22 protein-coding genes and 1 pseudogene are annotated in these 23,211 nt (G+C 63.0%); 10 read left to right on the forward strand and 13 right to left on the reverse strand.

All coding sequences use genetic code 11. The features are described from left to right. Positions 1 to 118 precede the first annotated feature (118 nt). Positions 119 to 712: a hypothetical protein gene (locus BM118_RS05580; RefSeq protein ID WP_092182953.1), complete on the reverse strand. Its 594-nt coding sequence runs from the start codon at positions 710 to 712 to the stop codon at positions 119 to 121. Between the two features lie 103 nt (positions 713 to 815). Then, positions 816 to 1,400: a TetR/AcrR family transcriptional regulator gene (locus BM118_RS05585; protein WP_092182955.1), complete on the reverse strand. Its 585-nt coding sequence runs from the start codon at positions 1,398 to 1,400 to the stop codon at positions 816 to 818. Between the two features lie 77 nt (positions 1,401 to 1,477). On the opposite strand from BM118_RS05585, the gene BM118_RS05590 reads away from it, so the two are divergent. After that, on the forward strand, positions 1,478 to 1,975 hold the full coding sequence (locus BM118_RS05590; protein WP_092182957.1) for a peptide deformylase: 498 nt from the start codon (positions 1,478 to 1,480) through the stop codon (positions 1,973 to 1,975). A 47-nt stretch (positions 1,976 to 2,022) separates the two neighbouring features. Here BM118_RS05590 and BM118_RS05595 read toward each other — a convergent pair whose 3' ends face one another. Further along, a complete protein-coding gene (locus tag BM118_RS05595) occupies positions 2,023 to 2,556 on the reverse strand; it encodes a methyltransferase family protein (protein ID WP_177234035.1) in 534 nt (177 codons plus the stop codon). Between the two features lie 79 nt (positions 2,557 to 2,635). Here BM118_RS05595 and BM118_RS42165 point away from each other — a divergent pair. Next, positions 2,636 to 2,710 (forward strand): annotated as a pseudogene (locus tag BM118_RS42165) (peptide deformylase); the annotation flags it as partial. Between the two features lie 269 nt (positions 2,711 to 2,979). Beyond that, positions 2,980 to 3,372 carry a DUF3551 domain-containing protein gene (locus BM118_RS42645; protein ID WP_092182961.1) on the forward strand — a complete coding sequence of 131 codons (393 nt, stop codon included), beginning with the start codon at positions 2,980 to 2,982 and terminating at the stop codon, positions 3,370 to 3,372. Between the two features lie 89 nt (positions 3,373 to 3,461). Here the strand turns inward: BM118_RS42645 and BM118_RS05605 are convergent, their stop codons facing one another. Beyond that, on the reverse strand, positions 3,462 to 4,286 hold the full coding sequence (locus tag BM118_RS05605) for an AraC family transcriptional regulator (protein WP_092182963.1): 825 nt from the start codon (positions 4,284 to 4,286) through the stop codon (positions 3,462 to 3,464). A gap of 115 nt (positions 4,287 to 4,401) precedes the next feature. Continuing rightward, entirely contained in the window at positions 4,402 to 5,661 is a 1,260-nt protein-coding gene (locus BM118_RS05610) for a serine hydrolase domain-containing protein (protein WP_092182965.1), read from the reverse strand. Between the two features lie 213 nt (positions 5,662 to 5,874). Between BM118_RS05610 and BM118_RS05615 the strand changes: the two genes are divergently transcribed. Together BM118_RS05615 and BM118_RS05620 are read left to right on the forward strand one after the other, a co-directional pair. Next, positions 5,875 to 6,240: a bleomycin resistance protein gene (locus tag BM118_RS05615; protein WP_092182967.1), complete on the forward strand. Its 366-nt coding sequence runs from the start codon at positions 5,875 to 5,877 to the stop codon at positions 6,238 to 6,240. Between the two features lie 304 nt (positions 6,241 to 6,544). Then, positions 6,545 to 7,936: an NAD-dependent succinate-semialdehyde dehydrogenase gene (locus BM118_RS05620; RefSeq protein ID WP_092182969.1), complete on the forward strand. Its 1,392-nt coding sequence runs from the start codon at positions 6,545 to 6,547 to the stop codon at positions 7,934 to 7,936. 94 nt (positions 7,937 to 8,030) lie between these two features. Here the strand turns inward: BM118_RS05620 and BM118_RS05625 are convergent, their stop codons facing one another. The 3 genes from BM118_RS05625 to BM118_RS05635 form a co-directional block, all read right to left on the reverse strand. Beyond that, on the reverse strand, positions 8,031 to 10,295 hold the full coding sequence (locus tag BM118_RS05625; protein ID WP_177234036.1) for a hypothetical protein: 2,265 nt from the start codon (positions 10,293 to 10,295) through the stop codon (positions 8,031 to 8,033). Positions 10,296 to 10,398: 103 nt separating this feature from the next. Further along, complete coding sequence (locus BM118_RS05630) at positions 10,399 to 10,695, reverse strand: hypothetical protein (RefSeq protein WP_092182973.1); 297 nt, start codon at positions 10,693 to 10,695, stop codon at positions 10,399 to 10,401. 378 nt (positions 10,696 to 11,073) lie between these two features. Continuing rightward, complete coding sequence (locus BM118_RS05635; protein ID WP_177234037.1) at positions 11,074 to 12,036, reverse strand: AraC family transcriptional regulator; 963 nt, start codon at positions 12,034 to 12,036, stop codon at positions 11,074 to 11,076. 213 nt (positions 12,037 to 12,249) lie between these two features. On the opposite strand from BM118_RS05635, the gene BM118_RS05640 reads away from it, so the two are divergent. After that, entirely contained in the window at positions 12,250 to 13,020 is a 771-nt protein-coding gene (locus tag BM118_RS05640; RefSeq protein WP_092182977.1) for an alpha/beta fold hydrolase, read from the forward strand. A 474-nt stretch (positions 13,021 to 13,494) separates the two neighbouring features. Here BM118_RS05640 and BM118_RS05650 read toward each other — a convergent pair whose 3' ends face one another. The 3 genes from BM118_RS05650 to guaA form a co-directional block, all read right to left on the reverse strand. Then, the gene (locus tag BM118_RS05650) at positions 13,495 to 15,918 is read right to left on the reverse strand and encodes a hypothetical protein (protein ID WP_092182981.1); all 2,424 of its coding nucleotides are present in this window, start codon (positions 15,916 to 15,918) and stop codon (positions 13,495 to 13,497) included. A gap of 1 nt (position 15,919) precedes the next feature. Then, a complete protein-coding gene (locus BM118_RS05655) occupies positions 15,920 to 16,987 on the reverse strand; it encodes a PIN domain-containing protein (protein ID WP_092182983.1) in 1,068 nt (355 codons plus the stop codon). Positions 16,988 to 17,074: 87 nt separating this feature from the next. Beyond that, entirely contained in the window at positions 17,075 to 18,673 is a 1,599-nt protein-coding gene (guaA, locus tag BM118_RS05660) for a glutamine-hydrolyzing GMP synthase (RefSeq protein WP_177234038.1), read from the reverse strand. Positions 18,674 to 18,823: 150 nt separating this feature from the next. Here guaA and BM118_RS05665 point away from each other — a divergent pair, with 150 nt between their 5' ends. The 3 genes from BM118_RS05665 to BM118_RS05675 all read left to right on the forward strand — a co-directional run bounded on the left by BM118_RS05665 (position 18,824) and on the right by BM118_RS05675 (position 20,318). Beyond that, on the forward strand, positions 18,824 to 19,195 hold the full coding sequence (locus BM118_RS05665; RefSeq protein ID WP_092182987.1) for a nuclear transport factor 2 family protein: 372 nt from the start codon (positions 18,824 to 18,826) through the stop codon (positions 19,193 to 19,195). 313 nt (positions 19,196 to 19,508) lie between these two features. Next, entirely contained in the window at positions 19,509 to 19,841 is a 333-nt protein-coding gene (locus BM118_RS05670) for a DHCW motif cupin fold protein (RefSeq protein ID WP_092182989.1), read from the forward strand. Between the two features lie 267 nt (positions 19,842 to 20,108). Then, a complete protein-coding gene (locus BM118_RS05675) occupies positions 20,109 to 20,318 on the forward strand; it encodes a cold-shock protein (protein ID WP_008141931.1) in 210 nt (69 codons plus the stop codon). A 221-nt stretch (positions 20,319 to 20,539) separates the two neighbouring features. Here BM118_RS05675 and BM118_RS05680 read toward each other — a convergent pair whose 3' ends face one another. Together BM118_RS05680 and BM118_RS05685 are read right to left on the reverse strand one after the other, a co-directional pair. After that, positions 20,540 to 21,841, reverse strand: a complete 1,302-nt coding sequence (locus BM118_RS05680; RefSeq protein WP_092182991.1) for an RsmB/NOP family class I SAM-dependent RNA methyltransferase — start codon at positions 21,839 to 21,841, stop codon at positions 20,540 to 20,542. Positions 21,842 to 21,947: 106 nt separating this feature from the next. Next, the gene (locus tag BM118_RS05685) at positions 21,948 to 22,370 is read right to left on the reverse strand and encodes an MAPEG family protein (protein WP_092184284.1); all 423 of its coding nucleotides are present in this window, start codon (positions 22,368 to 22,370) and stop codon (positions 21,948 to 21,950) included. Between the two features lie 156 nt (positions 22,371 to 22,526). On the opposite strand from BM118_RS05685, the gene BM118_RS41220 reads away from it, so the two are divergent. After that, positions 22,527 to 23,141: an acriflavin resistance protein gene (locus BM118_RS41220; protein WP_177234039.1), complete on the forward strand. Its 615-nt coding sequence runs from the start codon at positions 22,527 to 22,529 to the stop codon at positions 23,139 to 23,141. Positions 23,142 to 23,211 lie beyond the last annotated feature (70 nt).

Genomic DNA, 23,211 nt, shown 5'->3' on the forward strand with positions numbered 1-23,211 from the left:
GATCAATGACTTACGAGGCCGGTCGCTTGCGAGGCCGGCCACTTGCGATGCCAAGCCGCGATTTGACTCGTCGGGCAAAACACCGGCATCTTGTCATGATCCCGCCAACGCCATCGCGTCACCCCAGCTGCGCCCGCCTGGCGCCACGCCGCCACGCGCTGACGGTGAGCCAGATCGCCGAGACCAGGAAGTAAAGCGCGCCGACCGCGGCATAGCCGGCGACATTCGTGATCGACGGAGCCGCGGGCATCGCGGCCTGAGCGATGAAGAAGCCGCCTGCCAGCGCCGATTGGCCACCGCTGAGCGCCATGGCCCACTGCGCGCCAAAACGCCTCCAGCGCCGGATCGCCGTCCCCAGCTGGAGCAATCCGGACAGGATCGCCCATGCACCGAACACGCCGAGCACCCAGTTCATGCTGACCTGCAAGGCAAGGATGACCGCGACCGTGGTCGCCAGACTGACCAGGACGTTCAGAGCCTGCGTGCGGTTCTGGCTGAGCCCACCGCTGCGCAGCGCGTCGAGCCAATTGGCCGCGGCGTCCCACGCCGGATAGGCGATGAGCAAAACGGCGGCGATCGGCGCGGACGACTGGCCGACGGCAAACGCAGCGGCGACCCAGGCGACGGAGAACGCTGCGCGCGTGAAATAGTAGAGCTTGAGCCATTGCTCCTGACCGGCCAGCGCCGAATCCAGCTGATGATGGTCTTTCATGATCGTCTCCTTACCTACTAGTTGGTAGTTTTCGAACGAAGCGAAGCCGCCGCGACGCAGATGGCTCGCAGCTTGTGTGATTGTCGGGCTCTTCGGATGAATCTCAGCGCGTGGCGGACAGCCGCTCCAGCAGCGGCCGGGTGATGACACCGAACATCTTGGGATCGCCATAGGCGCGCGCCGACAGCATCGCGCCATGAACGGCCGCCATGAATCCTTCCGCCTCGACCCGGGCTGTGCCGGCGAGCTGGAGCCGGCCCTGCCGCTTGCCGCGCTCCATCACCGAGGTCAGCCAGGACGCCAGGGCGCGGAAGTGCGCGCGGACCTCGAGCGCCACCTCCTCCGGCAGGATCGGAAGCTCGCTGGCGAGAAGCGCACAGACGCAGAAGGGAGCCGTCGCGTCCTTGATGCACGCCTCCCAATAGGCGAGATAGTTTTTGAGCTGTCCGCTCGGGTCCGGGATATTGCGCTCGATTGCGGAGAGTCCCGCCGCGGCCTCCTCGCGATAGCGCGATACGAGGGTGCGGACCAGATCGACCTTGCTGGCGAAATGGTGGTGGATGCTCGGCTTGCGAATTCCGACGACATCGGCGATGTCGGCGTAACTGAAGCCGTTATAGCCGCCGGCAATGATCAGCGTGCGTGCGCAGGCCAGAATGTCGTCGGCGGTCGAGGAAACGTTGGTCATGACCAGCTAGCTACCTTCCAGTTGGTAGGTCGTCAAGAACCGGGTGCTTCAACCATCCGTGAGTGGTAGGAGCGTGCATGACCATCCGCCCCCTCGTCCGCTACCCCGACCGCCGGCTCGCGATGCCTGCCCGCCCCGTCACCGCATTCGACGACCAGCTCCGCGAGCTTGCCGCGGACCTGCTCGACACGATGCGCGCAGCGCCCGGCATCGGCATCACGGCGCCGCATATCGGCGTGCCCTTGCGCGTCGTGGTGCTCGAGCTCGACGCCAAAGACGGTCCGCGGACCTATGTCAATCCGGAGATCACATGGGCTTCGCCGGAGATGATCATGCACCGCGAAGGCAGCGTCTCGATGCCCGGCGTCAACGACGACGTCCAGCGCCATGCCCGCGTGCGGATCAGCTACTGGGATATCGACGGCACCACGCAGACCGAAGAGTCGGAAGCCTTGCGCGCCGTGTGTCACCAGCACGAGATCGACCAGCTCGACGGCATGTTCTGGATCCAGCGGCTGTCGCGGCTGAAGCGGGAGCGGCTGGTGAAGAAGTTCGAGAAGATGTCGCGGGGGTGAATGAGACGGCGCCCATGCCCTTAGACACGGCGATAGAACAATGCCGATCATTTCGACCGCCATGGGGTCATCCGCGGTATCCAGCGCGGGACGGCGGCGCGGAACGCCTCGTACTCACTCCCAAACGTCCGCTCGAGCGTGGGTTCTTCGTACGCCACGACGAAGACGTGGAAGAAGAGCCAGAGCAGCGCGCCGTAGACGATGAGGCGCCAATCGCCCATCAGCACCGCTTGACCCAGGATGATGGCAACGACCGCGACGTATATTGGATTACGCACATAACGGTAGAGACCGGTCACCACGAGATTCCGGGTCGGCGCGATGGGCGCAGGGGTGCCGAGACCCTGCAGCGCGAAACGCGCAAATGCGTCGACGAGCCCAGGCACGCCTGCGAGAATCATTATCGCGCCGATGCCGCGCGTCAGCTCCAGACCAAGGAACGGCGGCCGGAGTTGCCAACCCGTGATCGACCATGGAACGAGCCCCGCCAGCGTACATGGGGCGACCACGAAGAAAACCGCCGAGCCCAGGACGGCAATGGTTCGTTGCACGGCGGTTCCCGACACTCGCTGCGAGCTCATTCCAACCTCCCCTTCATGGTTTCCCGTCGTCATCCGGGTTGAGCTACGGCGGACAAGTCGCTCCCCCCATCCTGCCTGCTGGATCCAGCGGCTGTCGAGGCTGAAGCGGGAGCGGCTGATCAAGAAGTTCGAGAAGATGTCGCGGGGCTTGTAGGGTGGGTTAGCTGAGCAACCGCAGTCCGGTCGGCGTAACCCACCGCTTCTTTTCCGCGCGGATACAATGGATTATGCTGGGTCATAAGCCCTCCTCGCAAAACCAAACGCGACGCAGGGTGGATTGAGACGCGGTGATGGCGGAGGTCGTGCAGAACTCTCGCGGCCTCTCCTGCGCGTGGGTGAACCAATTCCGTGAGTATTGACTTAGATCAACACTGACTGCGGCCTGGGTGCACCCCGTGTCGTGCGGACTTGGAGGAGGTTCCAATGCGCAAATGGGCTTTGACGATTTTGACAGTGAGTCTGGCCTTAACAGCAGGGCACGCCCGGGCTCAAAGATATGATCCGGCTTTCCCCGTTTGCTTGAACGTCGTCTCTCGCGGAGTCACCCCATATTACAGATGCAGCTTCACGACGATGGACCAGTGCAGGGCGTCAGCCAACGGTCAGATGTGCGTCCTCAATCCGTATTACGCCGGTGCGACGGCCAGAGGGAACAATCGGCGCAACTATCGCCAAACGTACACGCCGCCCAAGCCGCCAATCCGCTACCGGGCCGCACCGTACGATCAATTCAATGAACCATATTATGGAGCCTCCCAAGGCTATGCGCCGGGCGAAAAGCAACGATTTCTCGACAGCGTGAGACGATACATGTGACGGATGCCGGGCCGACCGAGTTCGCGCACGTCTGCCGCCTGGCGGCGTAATCCGCCGTGTTGAGCGCGCGACGAAGAGAGAACGGCGGATTACGCCTTGCGGCTCATCCGCCCCACAGCTCTTGTGATCTCCTCCAATGCGCTCGCCGGAAGCCAGTCGCGATAGAGGTAGAGCGCGGCGGGCTCCAGATTGTCGGTGTAGCCGACGACCCGCAGCACCGCGCAGCGCCCGCCGGGGATCTCGCCGGCTTTGATCTCTTCGCCATTCGCCTCGATCGGCTGGTCGGTCCCGACACAAAGATCCGTGCTGTAAGCGGCCGGCGAGTCAGGACGCCGTTCGGACCGCCAGACATTGAAGGTCGGACTTGTCCTGGGGTGCAGGCCCGCAGCCTTGCGCCACGCGATGAACCGCCGGATGGTGTCGCCGAGCGTTGCCGGGTCGCCCCGATGCTCCATGATCGCCACCCGCGTCGGGGGCACATCGCGTATCGTCACGTCGTCAGGGGTAAAAGTCTTCATGAGCTTGCTCCTCGCGTTGTCGAGAGGCCCGAAGGCCACAAGCCACGGCTCCCAGTCGGGAGAGTTGCGGAACGACGACGGCGACTGCCCGAACCGTTGCCGAAAGGCGCGGGCGAAAGCATCCGGGGCATCGTAACCGGCGTCCATCGCGATGTCGGTGACGCTTTGGGCGTCCGCGTAGGCCAGCCGGTAGGAAGCGCGCTTCATACGGGCCAACTGGACATAGCGATGCACTGACAACCCGAAGGTCGCCGTGAACTGCCGGTGGAAATGAAACTTCGAGAAGGCCGCAACAGCGCTTAAGCTTTCCAGGTCCAGATCACTGTCGAGATGCCGGTCGATATGCTCCAGCACCCGCCGCATCCGGTCATGATAGTTTTGCAGCGCCGCCTTCATCGTCCCTCCTCCGTGGCGGCTCCAGTTAGCCGCTGACGGCCATGATTTGCTCGACCGATCTTGCGGTTTGGCGAGGTGCCGGCTTCACCTCTCCCCAGCGGGGAGAGGTGACACCCTACCCGCCCGCCATCAGCTCCTTCGCCAGCGCCATGTAGGCCGGCAGCGTCACCGGATCGTTGGCGGCGTTGCCCGCGACGGGGTGCGATGCGTAGCGCGCGATCACCATCTCGGCCTTGGGATCGATGTAGATGCCCTGGCCGTACACGCCGCGTGCCATGGTGGCGCCGTGGGCATTGTGGGTGACCCACCATTGATTGCGGTAGGACGTGCCCGGCAACGTGGTGTAGCCGGCCGGCTTGAACTTTTCGGGATCACCGCCCCGCGAAATGTCCTCGACCACCGACGACGGCACGATCTGGTGGCCGTTGAAGCGGCCGTGATTGCGCATGGTCTCGCCGAAACGGGCAAGATCGCGCAACGTCGTCGACAGGCCGCCGCCGCCGCTCTCGGTGCCGATGCGGTCGACGTGATAATGCGCGTCCTCCTCCGCGCCCATAGGCTGCCAGATGCGCTCGGACAAAAGATCGGACAGCGTCATGCCGCTGGCGCGCCGGCAGATCCAGGCGAGCACGTCGGTGTTGACGGTCTTGTAGGCAAAGGCCCGGCCGTGCTCGCCCTGCTTCTTCTGCGCGATGAGGAAATCGAAAATATTGGTCGGGCCGTCATAGTCAGGCGGAATCGGCGCCATGCCGTTGGCGCGCCGCAGGCCCCACACATGCGAGTTCTTGTCGGTGTAGACTTCGGTGTATTCGAGCCCCGTGGTCATATCCATGACCTCGTGCACGCGCGCATCGCCGAACGCGCTCGCCTTCAGCTCCGGCACGTAGTCCGTGACGGGCGCCTGCGGATCGATCCCGCCCTCGCTGACCAGAATGCCCGCGAGCACGCCGGTGAAGGATTTCGTCACCGACATCCCGATATGCGGCTTGTGCGGCTTCAAGGCGCCGAAGTAGCGCTCGTAGATCAGCTTGCCCCGGTGCAGCACCGCAATGCCGTCGGCATAGGTCTCCTCCAGCATTTTTGCGAAGGTCATGGGCCGGCCGTCCATGGTGGTCGAAGCGACGGCGCCGATGTCGTGATCCGCCCGCGGAAGCACGGATGCGGGCCCTGCCCCACGCCAGACGTTCACGGTCGGCACCAGCTGGCGCACATTGCTCCAGGCCCAACGCAGCTCGGGGAAGCTGCGGAACGAGCCGTTCTGGAAGGTGATGGTGCGGTCCGGCGCCGGCGGGAATCCCTTCATCCAGCCGAGGGATTCCGGGTCGGTTTCGGTGGCGGATGCGGGTTGTTGATTGGCGGCGGTGGCGACGGACATGCAAGCAGGCTCCGGAAGCGGATGAAGAGCTCGCTCGTATCATGGCGGCACGTGGTCAACATCCAGCATTTGTGCCGAGGTGACCGTCGCCGTGCGCTTGGCAATGAGCGGGACAACTTCGCTCGTCTCCCCGCCATCTGCGTCAAACTGGGCCCTGCCGCTCTCTTGCGGGCTGATGAGGCGACTGGCAATAAGACCGCGCGGAGCACCCCGATGACCGACAGCGCGACCCCGAACCTTCCTTCGCGAGACTTCGCGGCAACGGCGAGGTTTTACGCAGCGCTGGGCTTCGAACTGATCTGGCGCGACAAGGAGTGGATGATCCTGAAGCGAGGCGATTTGACGCTGGAGTTCTTTCCGCACGCCGATCTCGACCCTGCGACGAGCTGGTTCAGCTGCTGCCTCCGGTTGGATGACGTCAACGCGTTCTTCGCGGCCGCTCTCGCCGCCGGTGTGCCCGAGATGACGACCGGCTGGCCGCGCGCCCACCGGCCGAAGCGAGAGGCGTGGGGAGGAATCGTGGGTGCCGTCATCGATCCCGACGGAACGCTCGTCAGGATCATTCAGAACGGGAATTGAGCAAGGCAGGTGACGGCGCGCCGCGACGATGGTGCCGCAAGTGCAGCCGTCACCCATGACACGGGCTGTCCCTATCGGGGCCGGCGAAACGGCCTACCCCTTCCGCCCTGTCCGGCGCTTTGCCTTCGCCGCGCGTTTGCGGCCCGGGGCTGCTCGCGCCGGTCCACGTCCCCGCGCCGTCGGCGTGCCGGCGCTTGACCTGCCTCAACGTGACGCATCCGGTTGTGATCCATCCTTTCATCAGCAGTGGCGGCCGAGAGCGACGACCTGTTCTCCTGCCCATGCGAAGAAGGAACGAAGAAGCATGGCCTACGCAACCACCTATCCCTATACGGGCGAAGTCCTGAAGACATTCCCCGCCGCAAGCGATGCCGAGGTCGCCCGCGCGATCGACGCAGCGCATGCGGCCTTCCTGGCCTGGCGCGAGACGTCCTACGCGGCGCGCGGCGCGATCCTGCAAAAGGCAGCCGATCTGCTGCGCAAGGACGCCGACGCCTATGCCAGGCTCCTGACGCTCGAAATGGGCAAGCTGTTCGCCGAAGCGAAGGCCGAGGTCGAGCTGTCGGCGAAGATCTTCGAATATTACGTCGAAAATGCCGAGCGCCTGCTCCGTCCGGAAAAGCTGCCTGTCGCCGATCCCGCCGAGGGCGAAGCCGTCATCGTCTGCGAGCCGCTCGGCGTGCTGCTCGCCATCGAACCCTGGAACTTCCCCTACTACCAGATCGCCCGCATCATCGCCCCGCAGCTTTCGGCCGGCAACACCATGCTGCTGAAGCACGCCTCCAACGTGCCGCAGAGCGCGGCGGCGTTCGAACGGCTGATGCGTGACGCGGGACTGCCCGAAGGCGCCTTCATCAATCTCTACGCGACACGCTCGCAGGTCGAGACGATCATCAACGATCCGCGCGTCCATGGCGTGGCGCTGACGGGCTCGGAAGATGCCGGCGCTGTCGTCGCCGCACAGGCGGGCAAGGCGCTGAAGAAGTCGACCATGGAGCTCGGCGGCGCCGATGCGTTCATCGTGCTGGCCGACGCCGACATGGCCAAGACGATCAAATGGGCGGTGTTCGGCCGTCACTGGAACGGCGGTCAGGTCTGCGTCTCGTCCAAGCGCATGATCATCGTCGACGCGGTCTATGACGAGTTCCTCGCGCGCTACCGCGAGGGCGTGGCCGGCCTCAGGGCGGGCGACCCCTTCGCCCCCGAAACGACGCTCGCCCCGCTCTCCTCGCAGGCGGCGGCCGATGAGATCAAGGAGAAGATCCGCCAGGCCGTCGCCCATGGCGCCAAGGCCGAGCAGGTCGGCCCGCCCGTTCCCAACCAGGGCGCCTTCGTTCAGCCGACGATCCTGACCGAGGTCGGCGACGACAATCCGGCGCGCTACTGGGAATTCTTCGGCCCCGTCTCGATGCTGTTTCGCGCAAAGGACGAGAACGATGCCGTGCGCATCGCCAACGATTCCCCGTTCGGCCTCGGCGGCTCGGTGTTCACCTCCGACACCAAGCATGGCGCGGAGGTCGCCAGGAAGATCTCGACCGGCATGGTGTTCGTCAACCATCCGACCAAGGTCGAGGCGGACCTGCCGTTCGGCGGCATCCGCCGCTCCGGCTACGGGCGCGAACTGTTGGGACTTGGCCTCAAGGAATTCGTCAATCACAAGCTGATCGACGTTGTCGATATCGACGCCCGGTTCTGAACGGCATTGTGAGTCACCCGCGCCGGCGTGGCGCGGGTGACTCGCGTAAGATGAGATGGGTCGCGCGAACGATACCCATCGATCCGGCTTTGACTTACCCCTTTCGCCCGGTGCGCTTCTTCGCCTTCGCCGCGCGTTTGCGGCCTGGGGCTGCTCGCGTCGGTCCACGTCCCGCGCGGCCGCTTGTGTCGGCGGTCAATTCGGGACGCAATCTGGCGAGCTTGGCGCGGTCCGGCAGCAGGTCCGCGAAGCCGTCGAGCACGCGCGGCGCGGCCGCACCGTCGCCGGCAATGGCCTGCTCGCCTGCCGGCGCCGCGGTCTGAGTGAGAGCCTGCAATCGCCGGCACGCCTCACCGAGGTGATAGGCATCGCCGCCGAGCGCCACCCATTTGCCGACCTCGGGATGCAGCACGAGATTGGCCGAATGGTTGTCGGTGGCGCTGGACGGATAGTCGACGAACACGTCGATCCCCGACTGCACGCCCACCATCACGCCCTGCGCCGACCACGACACGGCGACGTCGACGCGGTAGCGGCCCGGCCGCTCGAAGGCGAAGCCCGCCGTGCTCCAGAACACCTTCGCCGAGGCCGTGACGCTCTTGCCGGGTTCGAGCTCGCTCAATTTCGCGTGCTCGCACAGGATGACGAAGGGCCTGACCGGACGCTCGCGCCCCTCGGCATCGGTGACGGTGATCGATGCGAACAAGGCCTCGATGCCGACGTCGTTCGGCGCGCGCAGCGACACGCCGCTCGTATTCGTCATCGTCCACGACAGATCCAGCGGCTGGCCGAGCGCCACGCGGTCGGTTGTGGCCGTCACCGTCAGCGCCAGCTCGGAAGGTTCGAAGTCGTGCCGGTCGGCGGCCTGCGGCGCGCCGGTCGGGAACCAGCTTGCGAACGGCCATCCGCCCGGACGAATGACCGGATCCGGCATGTGGTTCAGGTGATGACGGACGTTGGTGTTGTGCGCGAGCCTGATCTGATCCGGGAACACGCCGGGCTCGCCGGTCGCGGGACCGCCGAGCACGTCCGCCACGCTCGGTGTCGTGGTCATGATCGAGTTGTCGGCCGCGGTTTCCTGCTCCTGATGGATCTGGTTCAGGGTGTGCGTCAGCTCGTGGGTCGCGCTGCGCAGGAACGCACGCGGCACGTCGCGCTGCTTCCTGTTCGCGGCCAGACCGAAGTTCGACGAGTCCGAGGTGGGATAGCCGTCATCGGAGAAACTGGCGCAGCCTTCGCGGGGAACGCCGATCTGGTCGTACATGATGCCGCGCGAGCACCCGAGCTTCGCGGGCACGACGATCATGTGCACGCGCCATTCGGTGTCGAGATTCGTCGCCGGATTCCGCACATTGGTCATCAGCGCGTGCAGATCCGCGGAGCTCCAGCAATTGGTCGCCACCACGCCTGACGGCACCGGGACGTTGAGCTGGTCCTGCACGACCGTCAACTGCCAGCCGGTCCTGGCGAAGATCGTGTCGAAGAACTCCGTGCCGCCCGAGCCGTCGGGCACCGGCGCGGGCCGCACGGCTCCGACCAGCGTATCGATTTCCAGGGTCGCGCGGCGGAAGAACTTCGACACCCAGGCGAGCGTGACGCTGCCCTTGTCCACGCCGCCCTCGAACAGCCGGCCCTCGTAGAACGGCCCGCCTGTCAGGGAGAACGGGAACGGCGCCGGCACTTTCGCAAGCTTCAGCGTCACGGTGCGCGACGGCGTCGCCGGGAACGTGCCCTTGAACTGGCCGACTGGCGGCCGCGTGTAATTGAACTGCTCGGCGACGATCGTGAGCTCGCATTTCCTGGGGATCGGGACCACGGCCGGCGCGGACACACTGGTCACCCTGAGATAGGAATGATAGCGCGCGCGGGAGAAGATGGGGATCCTCGGCCTGAGAAACGGACGCGGAATGACCGGCTCATCGACCGCGCTGAGCGAACCTGCCACGCTCGTCAGTCCCGAGTCCGCCGCGGCTTCATCTCCGTCCTTGTGACCCACAGGGGGCAGCGGCGGGATCGGTCCGATCACCGGCCGGCGCGAATAGAGATCGCCGCTGACGATCAGATGGTCCGCACCGCCGTCGGGCGCCGAGCGATCGACGCGCAGCGTGCCTTCGAAGGACACGAATCCGGCCGTCGGCTTGAAGTTGATCTGGTAGCAGCCTTCGCGAAAGTCGAGCCGGCACAGTTTGAAGGGCGGAAAGGGCTGCAGATCGGTCGAGGCCGGCTGGTCGCCGGAATCGTCATCGCTGAAGCTGATCTGGTGCGACAGGGGTACCTGCGGCTTCATCGCCGGCTCGACCGATGCCCCGGTCATCTTCGCAAGGCTGCCACTGGACTCATGCTCTGAGCAATTGCACATGTCGTATTCTCCTCGTTGAAATGGCGAGGTGATCGACGTGAGCATCGGGCTCGTTCGCGGGTACACCCGCGTTATCTCTAGTCAGCTGTGGCGTGCGAAAATCCTACGCGCGCCGATAGGTCACGACACAGCCCTCGGAATCCGTAAACTCAAACCGGTCGGCCTCGAGTGAAATGCGATAGGTCACAAGTTCATCGTTCGCCGTCCCGACGACGAGTGTGTTGGGATCCTCGAGACGGTAGATTCCCGCATCCCACCACACCATGCCCTGCCCTTCACCGCGCATGCCGCGGTAGGTACCGGTCGAGAATGTGAGGGTGGCGGGATACTTGTCCGCACACGCAGCCGCCGTGGTTTTGGTCCACGTACCAACCATGCTCTGTTCGTGTTTGTCAGCCATAGTGTCTCCATAGCTCTCCTCGGCCGAGCGGCCGATTGAAGACTATTTCAACATGTCGTTCTGGCGTGTGCAGCTCATTTCAAGCCGATGTGGTGGCGGGCCTCGCAATAAACCCAATTCACCACGTACAATCACAGCAGGTACTTTATCGCAGCATTGACGCAAGCGTGCGTGTGAGATGCTTCACATGAAGGTGCGACGATTGAGCACGGGCGATGAGAGCGAGATGAAAGCGCGGCGGAGAAGCAGCTCAGTCCACTTCTTGCGAGAGTGGGCGATAGTGAACCGGACTTTGGATGGCGCGGTTCGCAGAGGCGTGGTCGCGTTGCAGGTTGGCAGCACGCCTGACATTCACGGTGGGCACCAACTGACGCACGTTCAACCGGAGACTTTCACTTCCGAACCGTGCGGTTGACCTTGGCTTCCATCAAGGCGTTGAGCGGTCCGGTAGCGGCCGGGCGACAGGCCATGATGTCGGTGGAACAGTTTTGAAAACGCCGCCGCTGTCTCGTAACCGACCCGGCTCGCAATCCGTGCGATGGGCTCGTCGCTGGTTTCAAGCAGGAACGCCGCTTCCGCCATCCGGCGTTCGATCACGTAACGATGCATGGACTGACCGACGAGCCTGGTGAAGCGCGCCGAAAATACCGAGCGGCCGAGCCCCACGCACTGACCGAGGTCGCTCAGGGTCCAGGGCCGCTCCGGGTTTTCGTGGATCAGCTTGAGCGCCGGTCCGATATGCGGGTCCGATATGGCCCCGAGCCAGCCACCTTGTCCGGGACTGAGAGACGCGATCCAGCTTCGGAGCGCCTCGACAAAGAGCACTTCCGTCAGCCGTGAAAGCGCGACGCGTTGCCCGGGACGCTCGAGCGCGGACTCGCTGACCATGCGGCGCAAGATGGCTTCGAGCCAGCCACCGTCCGCCGTCGGCTTCAGCAGGAGCACGGGCGGAAGTAGCTCGAGCACGCTGCCGAACGAGGGCCGCGACACGGTGAAATTGCCGCAGATCATGGTCGAGAGCGGCTTTGCACGGCCGCCGTGACGAACGACGCCAAGACGTGCCGACGATCGATCGAGGTCCACAATCTGCAAAGGCTTGGCCCGGCGATCCGAATAAAACACATGGGGCTCGCCGCGTGTGATGACGACGAAATCGCCCTCGGTCATCTGGATTTCCTGTCCCTGTTCGAGCGCAAGGGTCGCCGAGCCCCGGCTGAGGTAGTGAAACAGCGCGTAGGGGCGCGCCGGCAGCTCCAGATTCCAGGGGTGGCCGAGCTCGAAGTGGAAGAGCAACGTCCCACCGAGACGAACGCGATCGAGCACTTGGGCGAGGATATCCATGCCGCCCAAGCTAATCCGATGGACGATCGGACACAACATCCGGACGATTGATCCCTATCGTCCGAAAAATCCACGGACTAGGTCATCCCGCAGCGGGCCGACATCACGTGCGGCAGCCATTTCGCCAACGGCGGATGGAAGAACCGCGACCTGGAAACGCCTGTCCATTCCCCCCGGACCTCATTTCGTCCGACATTCCAACAGGAACATTCAATGCGAAATATCCTCCTCTCAGCCGCCACCGTGCTCCTGGCCGGAACGACATTGGTCGGCTCCGCTTATTCCGCCGAACTGCCCAAGGGCGCAGCCCACAACATCGTGCTCGTGCACGGCGCGTTCGTGGACCAGACGAGCTGGCAGCCCGTTGCCGATATTCTCACGAAGAAAGGCTACCGCGTCACGCTCGTGGAAAATCCGCTCACCTCGCTCGCCGCCGACGTCGATGCCACCAAGCAGGCGCTCGCGAAGCAGGACGGCAAGACCGTTCTCGTCGGCCATTCATGGGGCGGCGTGGTGATCACGCAAGCCGGCAACGATCCCAAGGTCTCGGCGCTGGTCTATGTCTCCGCCTTCGCGCCCGACATCGGTGAATCCCTGGCGTCGCTCGCCAAAGCCGGCCCGCCGACCGAAGGGGGCAATGCGATCCATCCGGACGCGAAGGGCAATCTGTACATCGACCCCAAGGTGTTTCCGTCGGCCGTCGCGGCCGACCTTCCTCCGGAGATCGCCGAGCACCTCGCCAACTCGCAGCTTCCGTTGAACCACGTTGCGTTCGAGGCCCCGGTCGACATTGCGGCCTGGTACGACAAGCCGACGTTCTACGTCATCAGCACGAAGGACAAAGTCATCGCGCCCGAGGCCCAGAAATCGTTCGCGGCCAGGATCAAGGCCCAGACGACGGAAGTCGCCGGCAGCCATGCCTCGCTCGTGGTCCATGCGAAGCAAGTCGCTGAGGTGATCGAGAAGGCAGCGCTCGCGAAGTGAGGAACCTGCTCCCGGCGCCTTGGCGTCGGGAGCAACCGACGTTGCTCAGAGGACGATTGGAAGGTCGCTTCCGAGATCATCCTGAAGGTCCCGCCTGCACCGGTATCGGCGCTGGCATTGCGTGCCTCTCTATGGCTCGCGCCCCACCGACCCACGTGCTATTCGCAGAAAGCGAATATCCCCCACATTGAGTGCACTGTCACCGTAATCCGGATATTGCTCCAGGCCCAGCGCAGCTCGGGGAAGCTGCGGAAGGAGCCGTTTTGGAAGGTGATGGTGCGGTCGGGGGACGGTGGGAAGCCGCGCATCCAGCCGAGGGTCTCGGGGTCGGTTTCGGTCGTCGATGCAGATGTTGGTTGGGGGGAGTGGCGGCGGACATTAACACAGGCTCCGGAGGGCGATGCGGTGACAAACTATGAGATCGCGTGATGCACGGCCTCCTACACGCAATCGTTCATTACAGGGTTCGAACACCTAAGTGGGCGGCTCACCGTAGCGAAACTTGTCCAAGGCAATTTCTTCTTCTGCTCGCTCTTTCTCCGAGTCACGCATACGCTCCAGTCGAGAGATGTAACCCTCCGCAAAGTCTCGCACTCGATCATCGGGGTCGGAAAGCCATTCCAGCATCTCCACCCGCTTGCGCTCGTAGGAATCTGCAAAGCCAAACCTACCAGAGACGACCCCAGTCGCCTCCAGCACGACCACCACCTCAGATCTCAAAGGGCTTTCAACCGAAATCTCGCGCACGATCTCCCGGCAGATGCGATGGATAATTGGCTGCCCCTCGTAATTTCTAAGAACGCCGAGAACGAATGAATAATTGTCATCACCGCCATCGCTCACCAATTCGAGCAAACCAGCCTCAAATTCCGAAGAAAACTTAGGAAAGATGTTCTTCAGTAGACGCCCGCCCAGGAACTGAAAGAGCGCCCTATCCTTCTCGAAGCTTTCGCGCATCAGCCGAATTGCTTCACGCGGGATAGTCGAAAGCGGCTCCTGCAGCTTATGAAAGTCGAATGGAACAGCCTCGAACTCCCTGCGAGATTCACTCCTCCTTTCCAGCGAAATATCGATGCGGTCGCCAAAATACGAGATCACCTGAGTTGGATGAACTCGAGCGATAGCGCAAAGCACCTCTTCGGCATGGTAGTCTACTCGTGGTAGACTTAGGAGATTTCTCAAGACCGCATCCGCACTTCGTTCGTCGAGAGCAGCGAGGAGGTCTCTCAGCTCGCGTCTAAACCACGCGTCGAAAATCCAACCGGCATCATCCTCGCGCGTGAGAACAGCGATCGCGGGCAAGAACAATTGGTCAACGATACCCATTCCACCCTCGCGGAAATTGGTAATCGCGACAGAGACCACCTGACGAACGACAGCAACCTCCTTCGTTCGCTCGGCCGCACCGAGAAGACGTTTCAAAAGGTCGAGATCGAACTCCTCGTTTGAAAGAAACAGCTTTGTTGAGACAAAGAGGTGCCGACCGCCAGTTTCCGCTGCGCGATCAATCCACATCTCGATCATATCTCGCGTCGCGTCGTGCCTTGGCCCCACCCACAGCCCACGCAGGAGTGGAATAAGAAACCGCTCAACTGCATCCAAATCTTCTTGTACAAGCCTTAGCGCTAGCTCCGGCTCCTGCTTCGCAAACTCTTCCAAGAAATGGTAGAAGATTGGAAACGTTGCGAGATCATTCGATTCGGTCTTAGCGAAAGCAATAATACGACTTCGCCAATCGTCATAGTTAGCCGAAGTAATTGTAGCAGCGTATTGCGATGCCGCCTGCTTGCGCATTTGTTCTATGGCACTGAAGTCCCTTTCCGATTTTACCAACTCGGACCAGTCGCCGAACACCCCTTCGAATCCAATAAGCACCCGATAAATTTGGTATTCGTGATTCTGCGCAATTTCTCTCTCTACGCAGAGTGCCTTCTCTCTAATCTTTTCATCGCCCGCGTGGAAATAGGTCCAGTAGCTATGCGATTCAATTCGCTGAACAATTTGCAAGTCCGCGCCCCCAATCAGCCGCTCGTAGAAGGTAAGCACCTCGGAGGTATCCCGCACAATCATTTTACTGGCGTCGCTGTCCAAACTATCTGTGTCGTGCCTTCTAGTTGCATCATGCAGAGCATCAATGACAGCCAGCCTTTCCGAGATCGAGTCCACTAATCCATACAGCCGCTCCAGCAATTGTATGGCCCTTCGCCGAATCTCCGGCACCTCGCTCACAGCAGGCGTAGCACCACGTGAGAGCGTGACGGTTTCGAAGGACCAAGAGTTGGCCTCCATTGTCGGCGAGAGCAAGCTTCGTGAAAGAGCCAACGCAGCCATCGAAAAGGACGCCAGCTCAACATCGCTTAGCTGCGCAAGCTCATCAATAACTACCTGCTGGGGCCTTGCGCCGATTCCGCGAACACCTTGACGACCATAAAAGACCTCAATGTTGTAGTCCGCCAAGGCGCTAAGCGCTTCAAGAGCCTTGCGTTGGACTTGTTCCGACGCATGCCTTGTAAGTCCCAGAAAGATTTGAAGAACGGAGCGCGTCTCCAAATACCGGAGCGTTATGAGGACCTCTATTGCCCTTACAACTAGAGTTTGGCTGTTTTGATATTTGGAAATCCCAGATCCAAACACCGCCAGCTCTTCAGCGGGATACTGCAAATCTCGATGCTCAACCGTACGCACAAATGTACCCAAGACATCGACGGTCTCAGCACTAAGCCGATGGCCAATTGCCTCTAGCACATCAAGCGATGACCTCAGCGGCCCGTAGTTGCGCTCCGAGATTAGTATTTTCGAGGCTTGAGCTACCTCTTCCCGAAGGGTTAACTTCGCTCCTTCCGTTTGTGATCTAGCTAGGCGAGCTAGAGCTTTGAGACGCGTTTCGTGGCTAATCATGCTACGGCGCCTCCTTGAGCAGTTTGATTATTTCAGTTTCTACCGTTTCAGCTGCAAGGTCAGCAGCACTCACATCACTGGGCAAATAGTGATTTCCGGTGTCGCGAATGATTCCCGCGATCGCCAGCCGCTCAGCCACATTTCTCGCGACCTCAATGGGCACGCTCGATTGAGACAAGAGGTTGAACAGCTCCGTTTTTGTTGGAGTACCGAGATACGCAATGTAACCAAGAATCTTCTCGTCCAGCCCCTCAAACTCCTTCTGCGCAGAGGCGAGTAGGGTAGACAGCTCTTGATGCGCCCGCTCTACACCTCCAGTCAGAGGCTCGGTGGCTTCCTGGGACATCGGCAAAGGCGTCAATCCAGAAACAGAGGCGGCCGCAGACATTGAGAGGGACGTTTCGCCCGTCAAGTCGGACTCGACGCCGCCTTCGACAAGCTCAATTGCCTCTACGGCCGCTAGGTCCAATGCCGGCGTGTCAGCCTGCATCTCTTGCAGCGCCTGATTGAGCTCCTTGTAACCTGAAATGGTAAGTCCACGAGCACTAGCCTCGTCGACGAGCTCTTGCGCAAGCTGATCACCATCGAAGAACGCCCGGCCATCGCGGGAAATCAAGTATACCCTTGACCCCGCTGGCAATCTCAGCACGCTTTCCCAAATCAGGCAGTCTTTGTATCCGTGATCCGATTTGGACGTGGGGCGCTTCTTCTGCAGCGAGCGTTCTCCCGCTGCCACTAGTACATCGTTGGTCATTGGCGAGGAAAGCACCAACGTCTCAAGCGCAAGCAGCCGTTGAAGTGTGCGTTGGTCAACGGCGTCGTCGCCCAAAAGGGGATAGCCATCGGCACTACCTACCAGCGTCCGGAAATTCCCGATTGCGGCGCTCGCTTTGCTGCGCTCCTCGCCCGCAGCAATCCGCGTTTGCTCGACGTATTCGGTTTTCAAGGCGCCCGGGACAAATAACTTTCCCTTAGTTGCATGTAGCAACTTGATGAGCTGCGGACCTCCCTTCTTGCGCAGCAGGTGCGTTTCGCGGACGAAAACGTTTGTGTCACAGACCACAATCATGCAGCAATTTCACTGCGCGACCCGCAAGCTACTTCGGAGAAGGTGGCAAGCTTCCCGGAAGGCGGGCAATAGGTCATCTCTCGCTCCCTACTCCCACTCAATCGTCCCCGGCGGCTTGCTGGTCACGTCGTACACCACCCGGTTCACGCCCTTCACCTCGTTGATGATGCGCGTGGCGGTCTCGCCCAGGAACTTCATGTCGAACTGGTAGAAGTCCGCGGTCATGCCGTCGGTGGAGGTGACGGCGCGCAGGCCGACCACGAAGTCATAGGTGCGGCCGTCGCCCATGACGCCGACGGTCTTGACGGGGAGCAGCACCGCGAAGGCCTGCCAGATGTCGTCGTAGAGGCCGTGCTTGCGGATCTGGTCGATGTAGACGGCGTCGGCCTTGCGCAGGATGTCGAGCTTGTCCCTGGTGATGTCGCCGGGGCAGCGGATGGCGAGGCCCGGGCCCGGGAACGGGTGGCGGCCGACGAAGATTTCGGGCAGGCCAAGCTCACGGCCGAGCTTGCGCACCTCGTCCTTGAACAACTCGCGCAGGGGCTCGACGAGCTTCATGTTCATGCGCTCGGGCAGACCGCCGACATTGTGGTGCGACTTGATCGTCACCGAGGGGCCGCCGGTGAAGGAGACGCTCTCGATCACGTCGGGGTAGAGCGTGCCTTGCGCGAGGAAATCGGCGCCGCCGATCTTCTTCGCCTCAGCCTCGAACACCTCGATGAAGAGGCGGCCGATGGTCTTGCGCTTGGTTTCGGGATCGGTGACGCCTTCGAGCTCGCCGAGGAATTGCTTCGACGCATCCACGTGCACGAGCGGGATGTTGTAGTGGTGGCGGAACAGGTCGACCACGGTCTTGGCTTCGTCGAGGCGCAGCAGGCCGTGATCGACGAAGACACAGGTGAGCTGGTCGCCGATGGCTTCGTGGATCAGCACGGCGGCCACGGCCGAATCGACGCCGCCGGAGAGGCCGCAGATCACCTTGCCCTTGCCGACCTGGGCGCGGATCTTGGCGATCTCCTCCTCGCGGAAGGCGCGCATGGTCCAGTCGCCGGTGAGGCCGGCGATCTTGCGCACGAAGTTGCGGATCAGCTTGGCGCCGTCGGGCGTGTGCACCACTTCGGGGTGGAACATCAGGCCGTAGTATTTGCGCTTCTCGTCCTGGATGATCGCGAAGGGCGCATTCGGCGAGGTGCCAGCCACCGAGAAGCCCGGCGGCATCTTGGTGATGCGGTCGCCGTGGCTCATCCAGACCTGGTTCTTGCCGCCTGATGACCAGACGTCCTCGAACAGCTTGCTCTGCGCCTTCACCTCGACGTCGGCGCGGCCGAATTCGCGGTGATGGCCGCCCTCGACCTCACCGCCGAGCTGCGCCGCCATGGTCATCTGGCCGTAGCAGATGCCCATCACGGGAACGCCGGAATCGAAGATCGCTTGCGGGGCGCGAGGCGAGCCGGCCTCGTGCACCGATTCAGGCCCGCCGGAGAGGATCACCGCCTTCGGCTTCATCTCCAGAAAAGCCTGTTCGGCCTTGTTGAACGGGACGATCTCGCAATAGACGCCGTCCTCGCGCACGCGGCGCGCAATGAGCTGCGTCACCTGGCTGCCGAAGTCGACGATGAGAATCTTGTCATGCGCCGAGGCCACGGAGGGCGTCGACGCGGAGCGGTCGTGCTGTGCTGCTGTCATGGCAAGCAGATACGCGACGGCGCGACGACCCGCAACCGCGCAGGTTTGCGCGCCCACATTCTTCTTTGGGCATGGACAAACGGATATAGGTAAGTATTATTGACCTAATTTGCCTCACTCCTCAACCAGGGGCCGATCAGGGAGAACGCCATGCCACAGCATCATCAGCCATCACAGCTTGCCGCGCTCGGCCGCGCCTGGGTCGAGGCCTGGAATAGGCGCGATCTCGAGCGCGTGCTCACGCTCTATGACGAGGCGGCCGTGATGACCTCGGACCGCATCCCCGCACTGGGGTTCGACGCCAGCGGAACGTTGCGCGGCAAGGACGCGCTGCGGGCCTATTGGGGCAAGGCGCTCGGGCTGGTGCCGGAGCTGCATTTCTCGCTGATCGACGTGTTCGTGAGCCCGGACAGCGTGGTGGTGTTCTACGCGAACGAACGGGGGAAGAAGATCTGCGAGTATCTGCGGGTGAATGATGCGGGGCTGATCGTGCAGGGGTCGGCGAACCATCTGGTGGGGTGACGTCCCGCCGTATTGAACGGTGCCGCCCCACCCACCGCTGTCATTCCCCGCGAAGGCGGGGAATCCAGTACGCCGCGGCTTCTCCGTATCACGGCGCGGCCTCTGGAATACTGGATCGCCCGCCTTCGCGGGCGATGGCACCTAGAGTGAGGCGCGAGCGTGCCCCAAGCTCGTCGTTGCGAGCGCAGCGAAGCAATCCAGACGGCCTCCGCGGATGCATTTCTGGATTGCTTCGCTGCGCTCGCAATGACGGAGACTGCGGCAACGGCCTGCGCTAACACCGGCATTGCCGGCTCTGAGACAGGATCCCCCAATGAAACTCCCCACCTCCCCCTTCACCGTCACCGACTGGAGCAAGGTCGAGCCGACCACGCATGCCGGGGAGACCGGCCAGGCGCTGTGGCGCACGCTCAACATCGGCGATCTCAGGGTGCGGATGGTCGAGTATTCGCCGGGCTATCTCGCCGACCATTGGTGCGACCGCGGCCACGTCATCTTCGTGGTCAAGGGCGAGCTCGATTCGGAGCTGCGCGACGGCCGCAAGTTCAAGCTCACGGCGGGGATGAGCTACCAGGTTTCCGACTTCGGCGACGCCGCGCACCGGTCCTCGACGGCCACCGGGGCGACGCTGTTTATCGTCGATTGAGATGCGCCGCAGCGGTTAATTTGCACCGCAAAATAGAAAATCCGGACGAGGTACCGGGTGGCGGGTGGTGCCTTGAAGTGGCCCAAAATTCTCGCTATATTGTGATCATCGATACTTGGCCGAACGACTGGGCCGCTTCGCCTCGTCTAAGACAGGCGCGCACGCTTCAGATGATTTCTCCAAAACATCGACTCATCAGGGCTATGGGCGCAACGCTGCGTTCCGGTCCGCGTGCGTATCCTCTCTAACTAACTAAAGGAAATTCCCATGGCTATGGGCACCGTGAAGTGGTTCAACACCCAAAAGGGTTATGGTTTCATCCAGCCGGACGACGGCCAGAAGGACGTGTTCGTGCACATCAGCGCCGTCGAGCGCGCTGGCCTCTCCTCCCTCAACGAGGGTCAGAAGGTCTCGTTCGACATCGTCGCCGACCGTCGCAGCGGCAAGTCGTCGGCTGACAATCTCCGCGTCGGCTAACGCCCGCGCACCAGCGCTTCTGACCGCGGACGTACCGGCAGAACGCTAGAATTAGAAAGCCCCGCGACCGGGATTCGGTCTGCGGGGCTTTTTGTTTTGCCCTTGGTCATTCCGGGGCTCGCGAAGCGAGAGCCCGGAATCCATGGAACCGCAGAGAACGCCGCGCGATGGATTCCGGGCTCGCCCAATGGGCGCCCCGGAATGACGACGGCGGCGGCTGATCAACCGCCCTTCTTCAGCACCGAGACGAAGAAGCCGTCCGTCCCCGTCCGGCGCGGCGTCATCAGCCAGCCCTCGGGCGATTGCTGGGCTGCTTCCGCGAAGGCCTCCGCCTTGTCCCAGAGCACGCTCGCGGTCTGCTCCGGCGGCACCACCGCAAACTCCGGATGACGGCCGATGAACGCCCTCACCTGCTCGCCGTTCTCTTCCGCCAGCACCGAGCAGGTGATGTAGGCGATGCGGCCGCCGGCCTTAACCAGCGGTACGGCGCGCTCCAGCACCTCGGCCTGGTCGCGCAGGCGGATCTCCAGCGCGCCCGGCCGCATCCGCCATTTGGCGTCGGGGTTGCGGCGCCAGGTGCCGGTTCCCGTGCAGGGGGCGTCGATCACGACGAGGTCGGCCGTGGCACTGATGTCGGCCAGCGGATCCGCCTCGCCCTTGGGCGTGCGGACATCGGCATTGTGGACGCCGGCGCGCGACAGGCGTTCGTGAATGGGCGCAAGCTGCCGCTTGTCGCGGTCGGTCGCGATCAGCCGGCCCTTGCCCTGCATCATGGCTGCGAGCGCCAGCGTCTTGCCGCCGGCGCCGGCGCAGAGATCGATCACCTGCTCGCCGGGTTTTGCCGCGGTCAATTGGGCTGCAAGCTGCGATCCCTCATCCTGCACTTCAACGGCGCCCTTGATGAAATCCTCCTCGGCCTGGATGCCGGGGTTGCGCGCATCGGCGGAAAGCTCGATGCGGAGGCCCGTTGCGGACCAGGGCGTCGGTTTCGCATGAAGATGAGCAAGCGCCCGCAGCACCTTGTCGCGGTTGGATTTTAGCGTGTTGACGCGCAGGTCCAGCGGCGCCCGGCTCGCCATCGCGGCCGCTTCCGCGGCGCGGTCCTCGCCGAACACTTTTGCAAGATGCGGATCGAGCCATTCGGGGTAGTCGCCGGCAATCGCAGCCGGTGCGTCCTCGAGGGAGCGCGAGGCGAGCGCGGCCTGCTCGGCCTCCGTCAGCGGCGCCGGCGCAAACCGGCTGCCGTCGAACAAGGCGCCCATGGTGGCCACATCCATGTTGCGCTCGAGGCGGAGCATGCCGATCAGCCGCGCCCGCGCGGTGTCGGCGTCCATCAGGAAGGCGCTCGAGGCGTAGCGGCGCAGCACGTCCCAGACGAGGCCGGCAATCGCGGCGCGGTCACCGGAGCCGGCGAAGCGGTGCGCGGTGCCCCACTCCTTCAGCGCCTTGGCCGCGGGCACGCGGTCCTTCTCGATGGTGTCGATCAGTTCGATGGCTGCGGACAGCCGGGCAGCGGGAGTCATTTCAAATCTTTCAGGTCAGGATTCTTGTTTTTGCGCATGATCTTGTCGGAAAACCGGTATCCACTTTGCGCTCACGCGGCCCTCCGGGTCCGGATCATGCGCGCGCCTAGATCAGCAACAGCATTCTCAGCGCGAAGTAGATCCACATCGCGAGCAGCACCAGCACGCCGGCGAGCCAGATCGTGGAGCGGCGGCCGAGATCGTTCGAGGAGACGAACACGCCGGCATGGGCAAAGCGCATTACCACGAACACCCAGGACATCAGCACGATGAAGAGATCGGCATGGCGCAAGGGGAGCGCCAGCGCGATCAGGGCGTAGAACAGCACCGGCAGCTCGAACTGGTTGCGGTAGCAATTGGCGATTTGCGTGACGCTCTTGGCCCAGTTCGGCTCGCCCAGCGCAATGTCGCGGATCTTGGTCTCGCCCGAGACCAGCGAGCGGCGGCGCGCCAGCGCCATGCCGATCAGGAGCGCGAAGGTGAGACCGACCTGCACGAAGACAGGCAGCAGGACCATTTGGGCAGACATCGGAACTTTCCCGTAAGGCGGAACGCCGCGGACCGTCATTAGCCGCGACTTCTGGCGCTGACAATCAGCGAGTTGAACCGGCGTTCCCGCTCTTGCGACCAACCAGCGATTGTTAAAGCGATTTCGGCCCGTTCGGGCCCAAGGCGAGCGAGCGCCATGAACACCCTGTCCAGCCTTTTGACCGAATCCGCTGATGACCGGCTCGGCATCCTGATGTCGGCGCTGGCGGGTATCGCGATGGCGCTCGCGGTTGCGCTGGCGATGACGGTGTATTTCCGCATGAGCTACCGGACCTGGCGCGACGTCGTCAGGCATGGCCTCGCCACGCTCGCCGCCATCGTCCTGTTCGGCTTTGCCGCCTACGACATGCGCCACGCTGCGCTCGCCTATCTCGGCCTCAACCCGTCCAAGCCCGCGGTCGAGTTCGAGATCCGCATGCCCAGAGAGACGCTGACGGCTGTAACCGACACCCAGATCGAGCTGCATACCGACCGCAACCAGACGCTGGCGCTGGTCGACGGCGTGCGCGACCTCACCGACGGCCGCGCGCTGCTGCGCGGCGCGGTGGCGCTCAACCACCGCACCGCCGACCGCGTGCTGGTCGTGAGCCTGCCCGGCAAGGGCACGTTCGAATTCCGCCTCCGCCTTCCGGCCGAGCCGCATCGCTCCGAGCAGTTCGGCCCCTGGCATCTCGCCGACCGCATCGCCTCGCCGCTGGCGGGCAGCGTCGCACCGCAGGACGCCTACACGATCCGCTACCGCGTGCTTTAAACTTTGTTTCATGGCGATGCACGCGCGCGCCGTCATCGTTCCAACGTGCGAATGCGGTTACGATCATCGC

The organism is Bradyrhizobium sp. cf659 (genome assembly GCF_900113725.1).
Classification (GTDB): Bacteria; Pseudomonadota; Alphaproteobacteria; order Rhizobiales; family Xanthobacteraceae; genus Bradyrhizobium.

What these genes read in the sequence shown, in the direction of transcription:
- BM118_RS05590 (WP_092182957.1), top strand. Translation starts at nt 1,478, where the DNA reads ATGACCATCCGCCCCCTCGTCCGCTACCCCGACCGCCGGCTCGCGATG.
- BM118_RS05610 (WP_092182965.1), bottom strand. Translation starts at nt 5,661, where the DNA reads ATGTCCGTCGCCACCGCCGCCAATCAACAACCCGCATCCGCCACCGAA.
- BM118_RS41220 (WP_177234039.1), top strand. Translation starts at nt 22,527, where the DNA reads ATGAACACCCTGTCCAGCCTTTTGACCGAATCCGCTGATGACCGGCTC.
- BM118_RS05680 (WP_092182991.1), bottom strand. Translation starts at nt 21,841, where the DNA reads ATGACTCCCGCTGCCCGGCTGTCCGCAGCCATCGAACTGATCGACACC.
- BM118_RS05605 (WP_092182963.1), bottom strand. Translation starts at nt 4,286, where the DNA reads ATGAAGGCGGCGCTGCAAAACTATCATGACCGGATGCGGCGGGTGCTG.
- BM118_RS42645 (WP_092182961.1), top strand. Translation starts at nt 2,980, where the DNA reads ATGCGCAAATGGGCTTTGACGATTTTGACAGTGAGTCTGGCCTTAACA.
- BM118_RS05675 (WP_008141931.1), top strand. Translation starts at nt 20,109, where the DNA reads ATGGCTATGGGCACCGTGAAGTGGTTCAACACCCAAAAGGGTTATGGT.
- BM118_RS05580 (WP_092182953.1), bottom strand. Translation starts at nt 712, where the DNA reads ATGAAAGACCATCATCAGCTGGATTCGGCGCTGGCCGGTCAGGAGCAA.
- BM118_RS05670 (WP_092182989.1), top strand. Translation starts at nt 19,509, where the DNA reads ATGAAACTCCCCACCTCCCCCTTCACCGTCACCGACTGGAGCAAGGTC.
- BM118_RS05625 (WP_177234036.1), bottom strand. Translation starts at nt 10,295, where the DNA reads ATGTGCAATTGCTCAGAGCATGAGTCCAGTGGCAGCCTTGCGAAGATG.
- BM118_RS05685 (WP_092184284.1), bottom strand. Translation starts at nt 22,370, where the DNA reads ATGTCTGCCCAAATGGTCCTGCTGCCTGTCTTCGTGCAGGTCGGTCTC.
- BM118_RS05640 (WP_092182977.1), top strand. Translation starts at nt 12,250, where the DNA reads ATGCGAAATATCCTCCTCTCAGCCGCCACCGTGCTCCTGGCCGGAACG.
- BM118_RS05650 (WP_092182981.1), bottom strand. Translation starts at nt 15,918, where the DNA reads ATGATTAGCCACGAAACGCGTCTCAAAGCTCTAGCTCGCCTAGCTAGA.
- BM118_RS05635 (WP_177234037.1), bottom strand. Translation starts at nt 12,036, where the DNA reads ATGGATATCCTCGCCCAAGTGCTCGATCGCGTTCGTCTCGGTGGGACG.
- BM118_RS05595 (WP_177234035.1), bottom strand. Translation starts at nt 2,556, where the DNA reads ATGAGCTCGCAGCGAGTGTCGGGAACCGCCGTGCAACGAACCATTGCC.
- BM118_RS05620 (WP_092182969.1), top strand. Translation starts at nt 6,545, where the DNA reads ATGGCCTACGCAACCACCTATCCCTATACGGGCGAAGTCCTGAAGACA.
- BM118_RS05665 (WP_092182987.1), top strand. Translation starts at nt 18,824, where the DNA reads ATGCCACAGCATCATCAGCCATCACAGCTTGCCGCGCTCGGCCGCGCC.
- BM118_RS05615 (WP_092182967.1), top strand. Translation starts at nt 5,875, where the DNA reads ATGACCGACAGCGCGACCCCGAACCTTCCTTCGCGAGACTTCGCGGCA.
- guaA (WP_177234038.1), bottom strand. Translation starts at nt 18,673, where the DNA reads ATGACAGCAGCACAGCACGACCGCTCCGCGTCGACGCCCTCCGTGGCC.
- BM118_RS05655 (WP_092182983.1), bottom strand. Translation starts at nt 16,987, where the DNA reads ATGATTGTGGTCTGTGACACAAACGTTTTCGTCCGCGAAACGCACCTG.
- BM118_RS05630 (WP_092182973.1), bottom strand. Translation starts at nt 10,695, where the DNA reads ATGGCTGACAAACACGAACAGAGCATGGTTGGTACGTGGACCAAAACC.
- BM118_RS05585 (WP_092182955.1), bottom strand. Translation starts at nt 1,400, where the DNA reads ATGACCAACGTTTCCTCGACCGCCGACGACATTCTGGCCTGCGCACGC.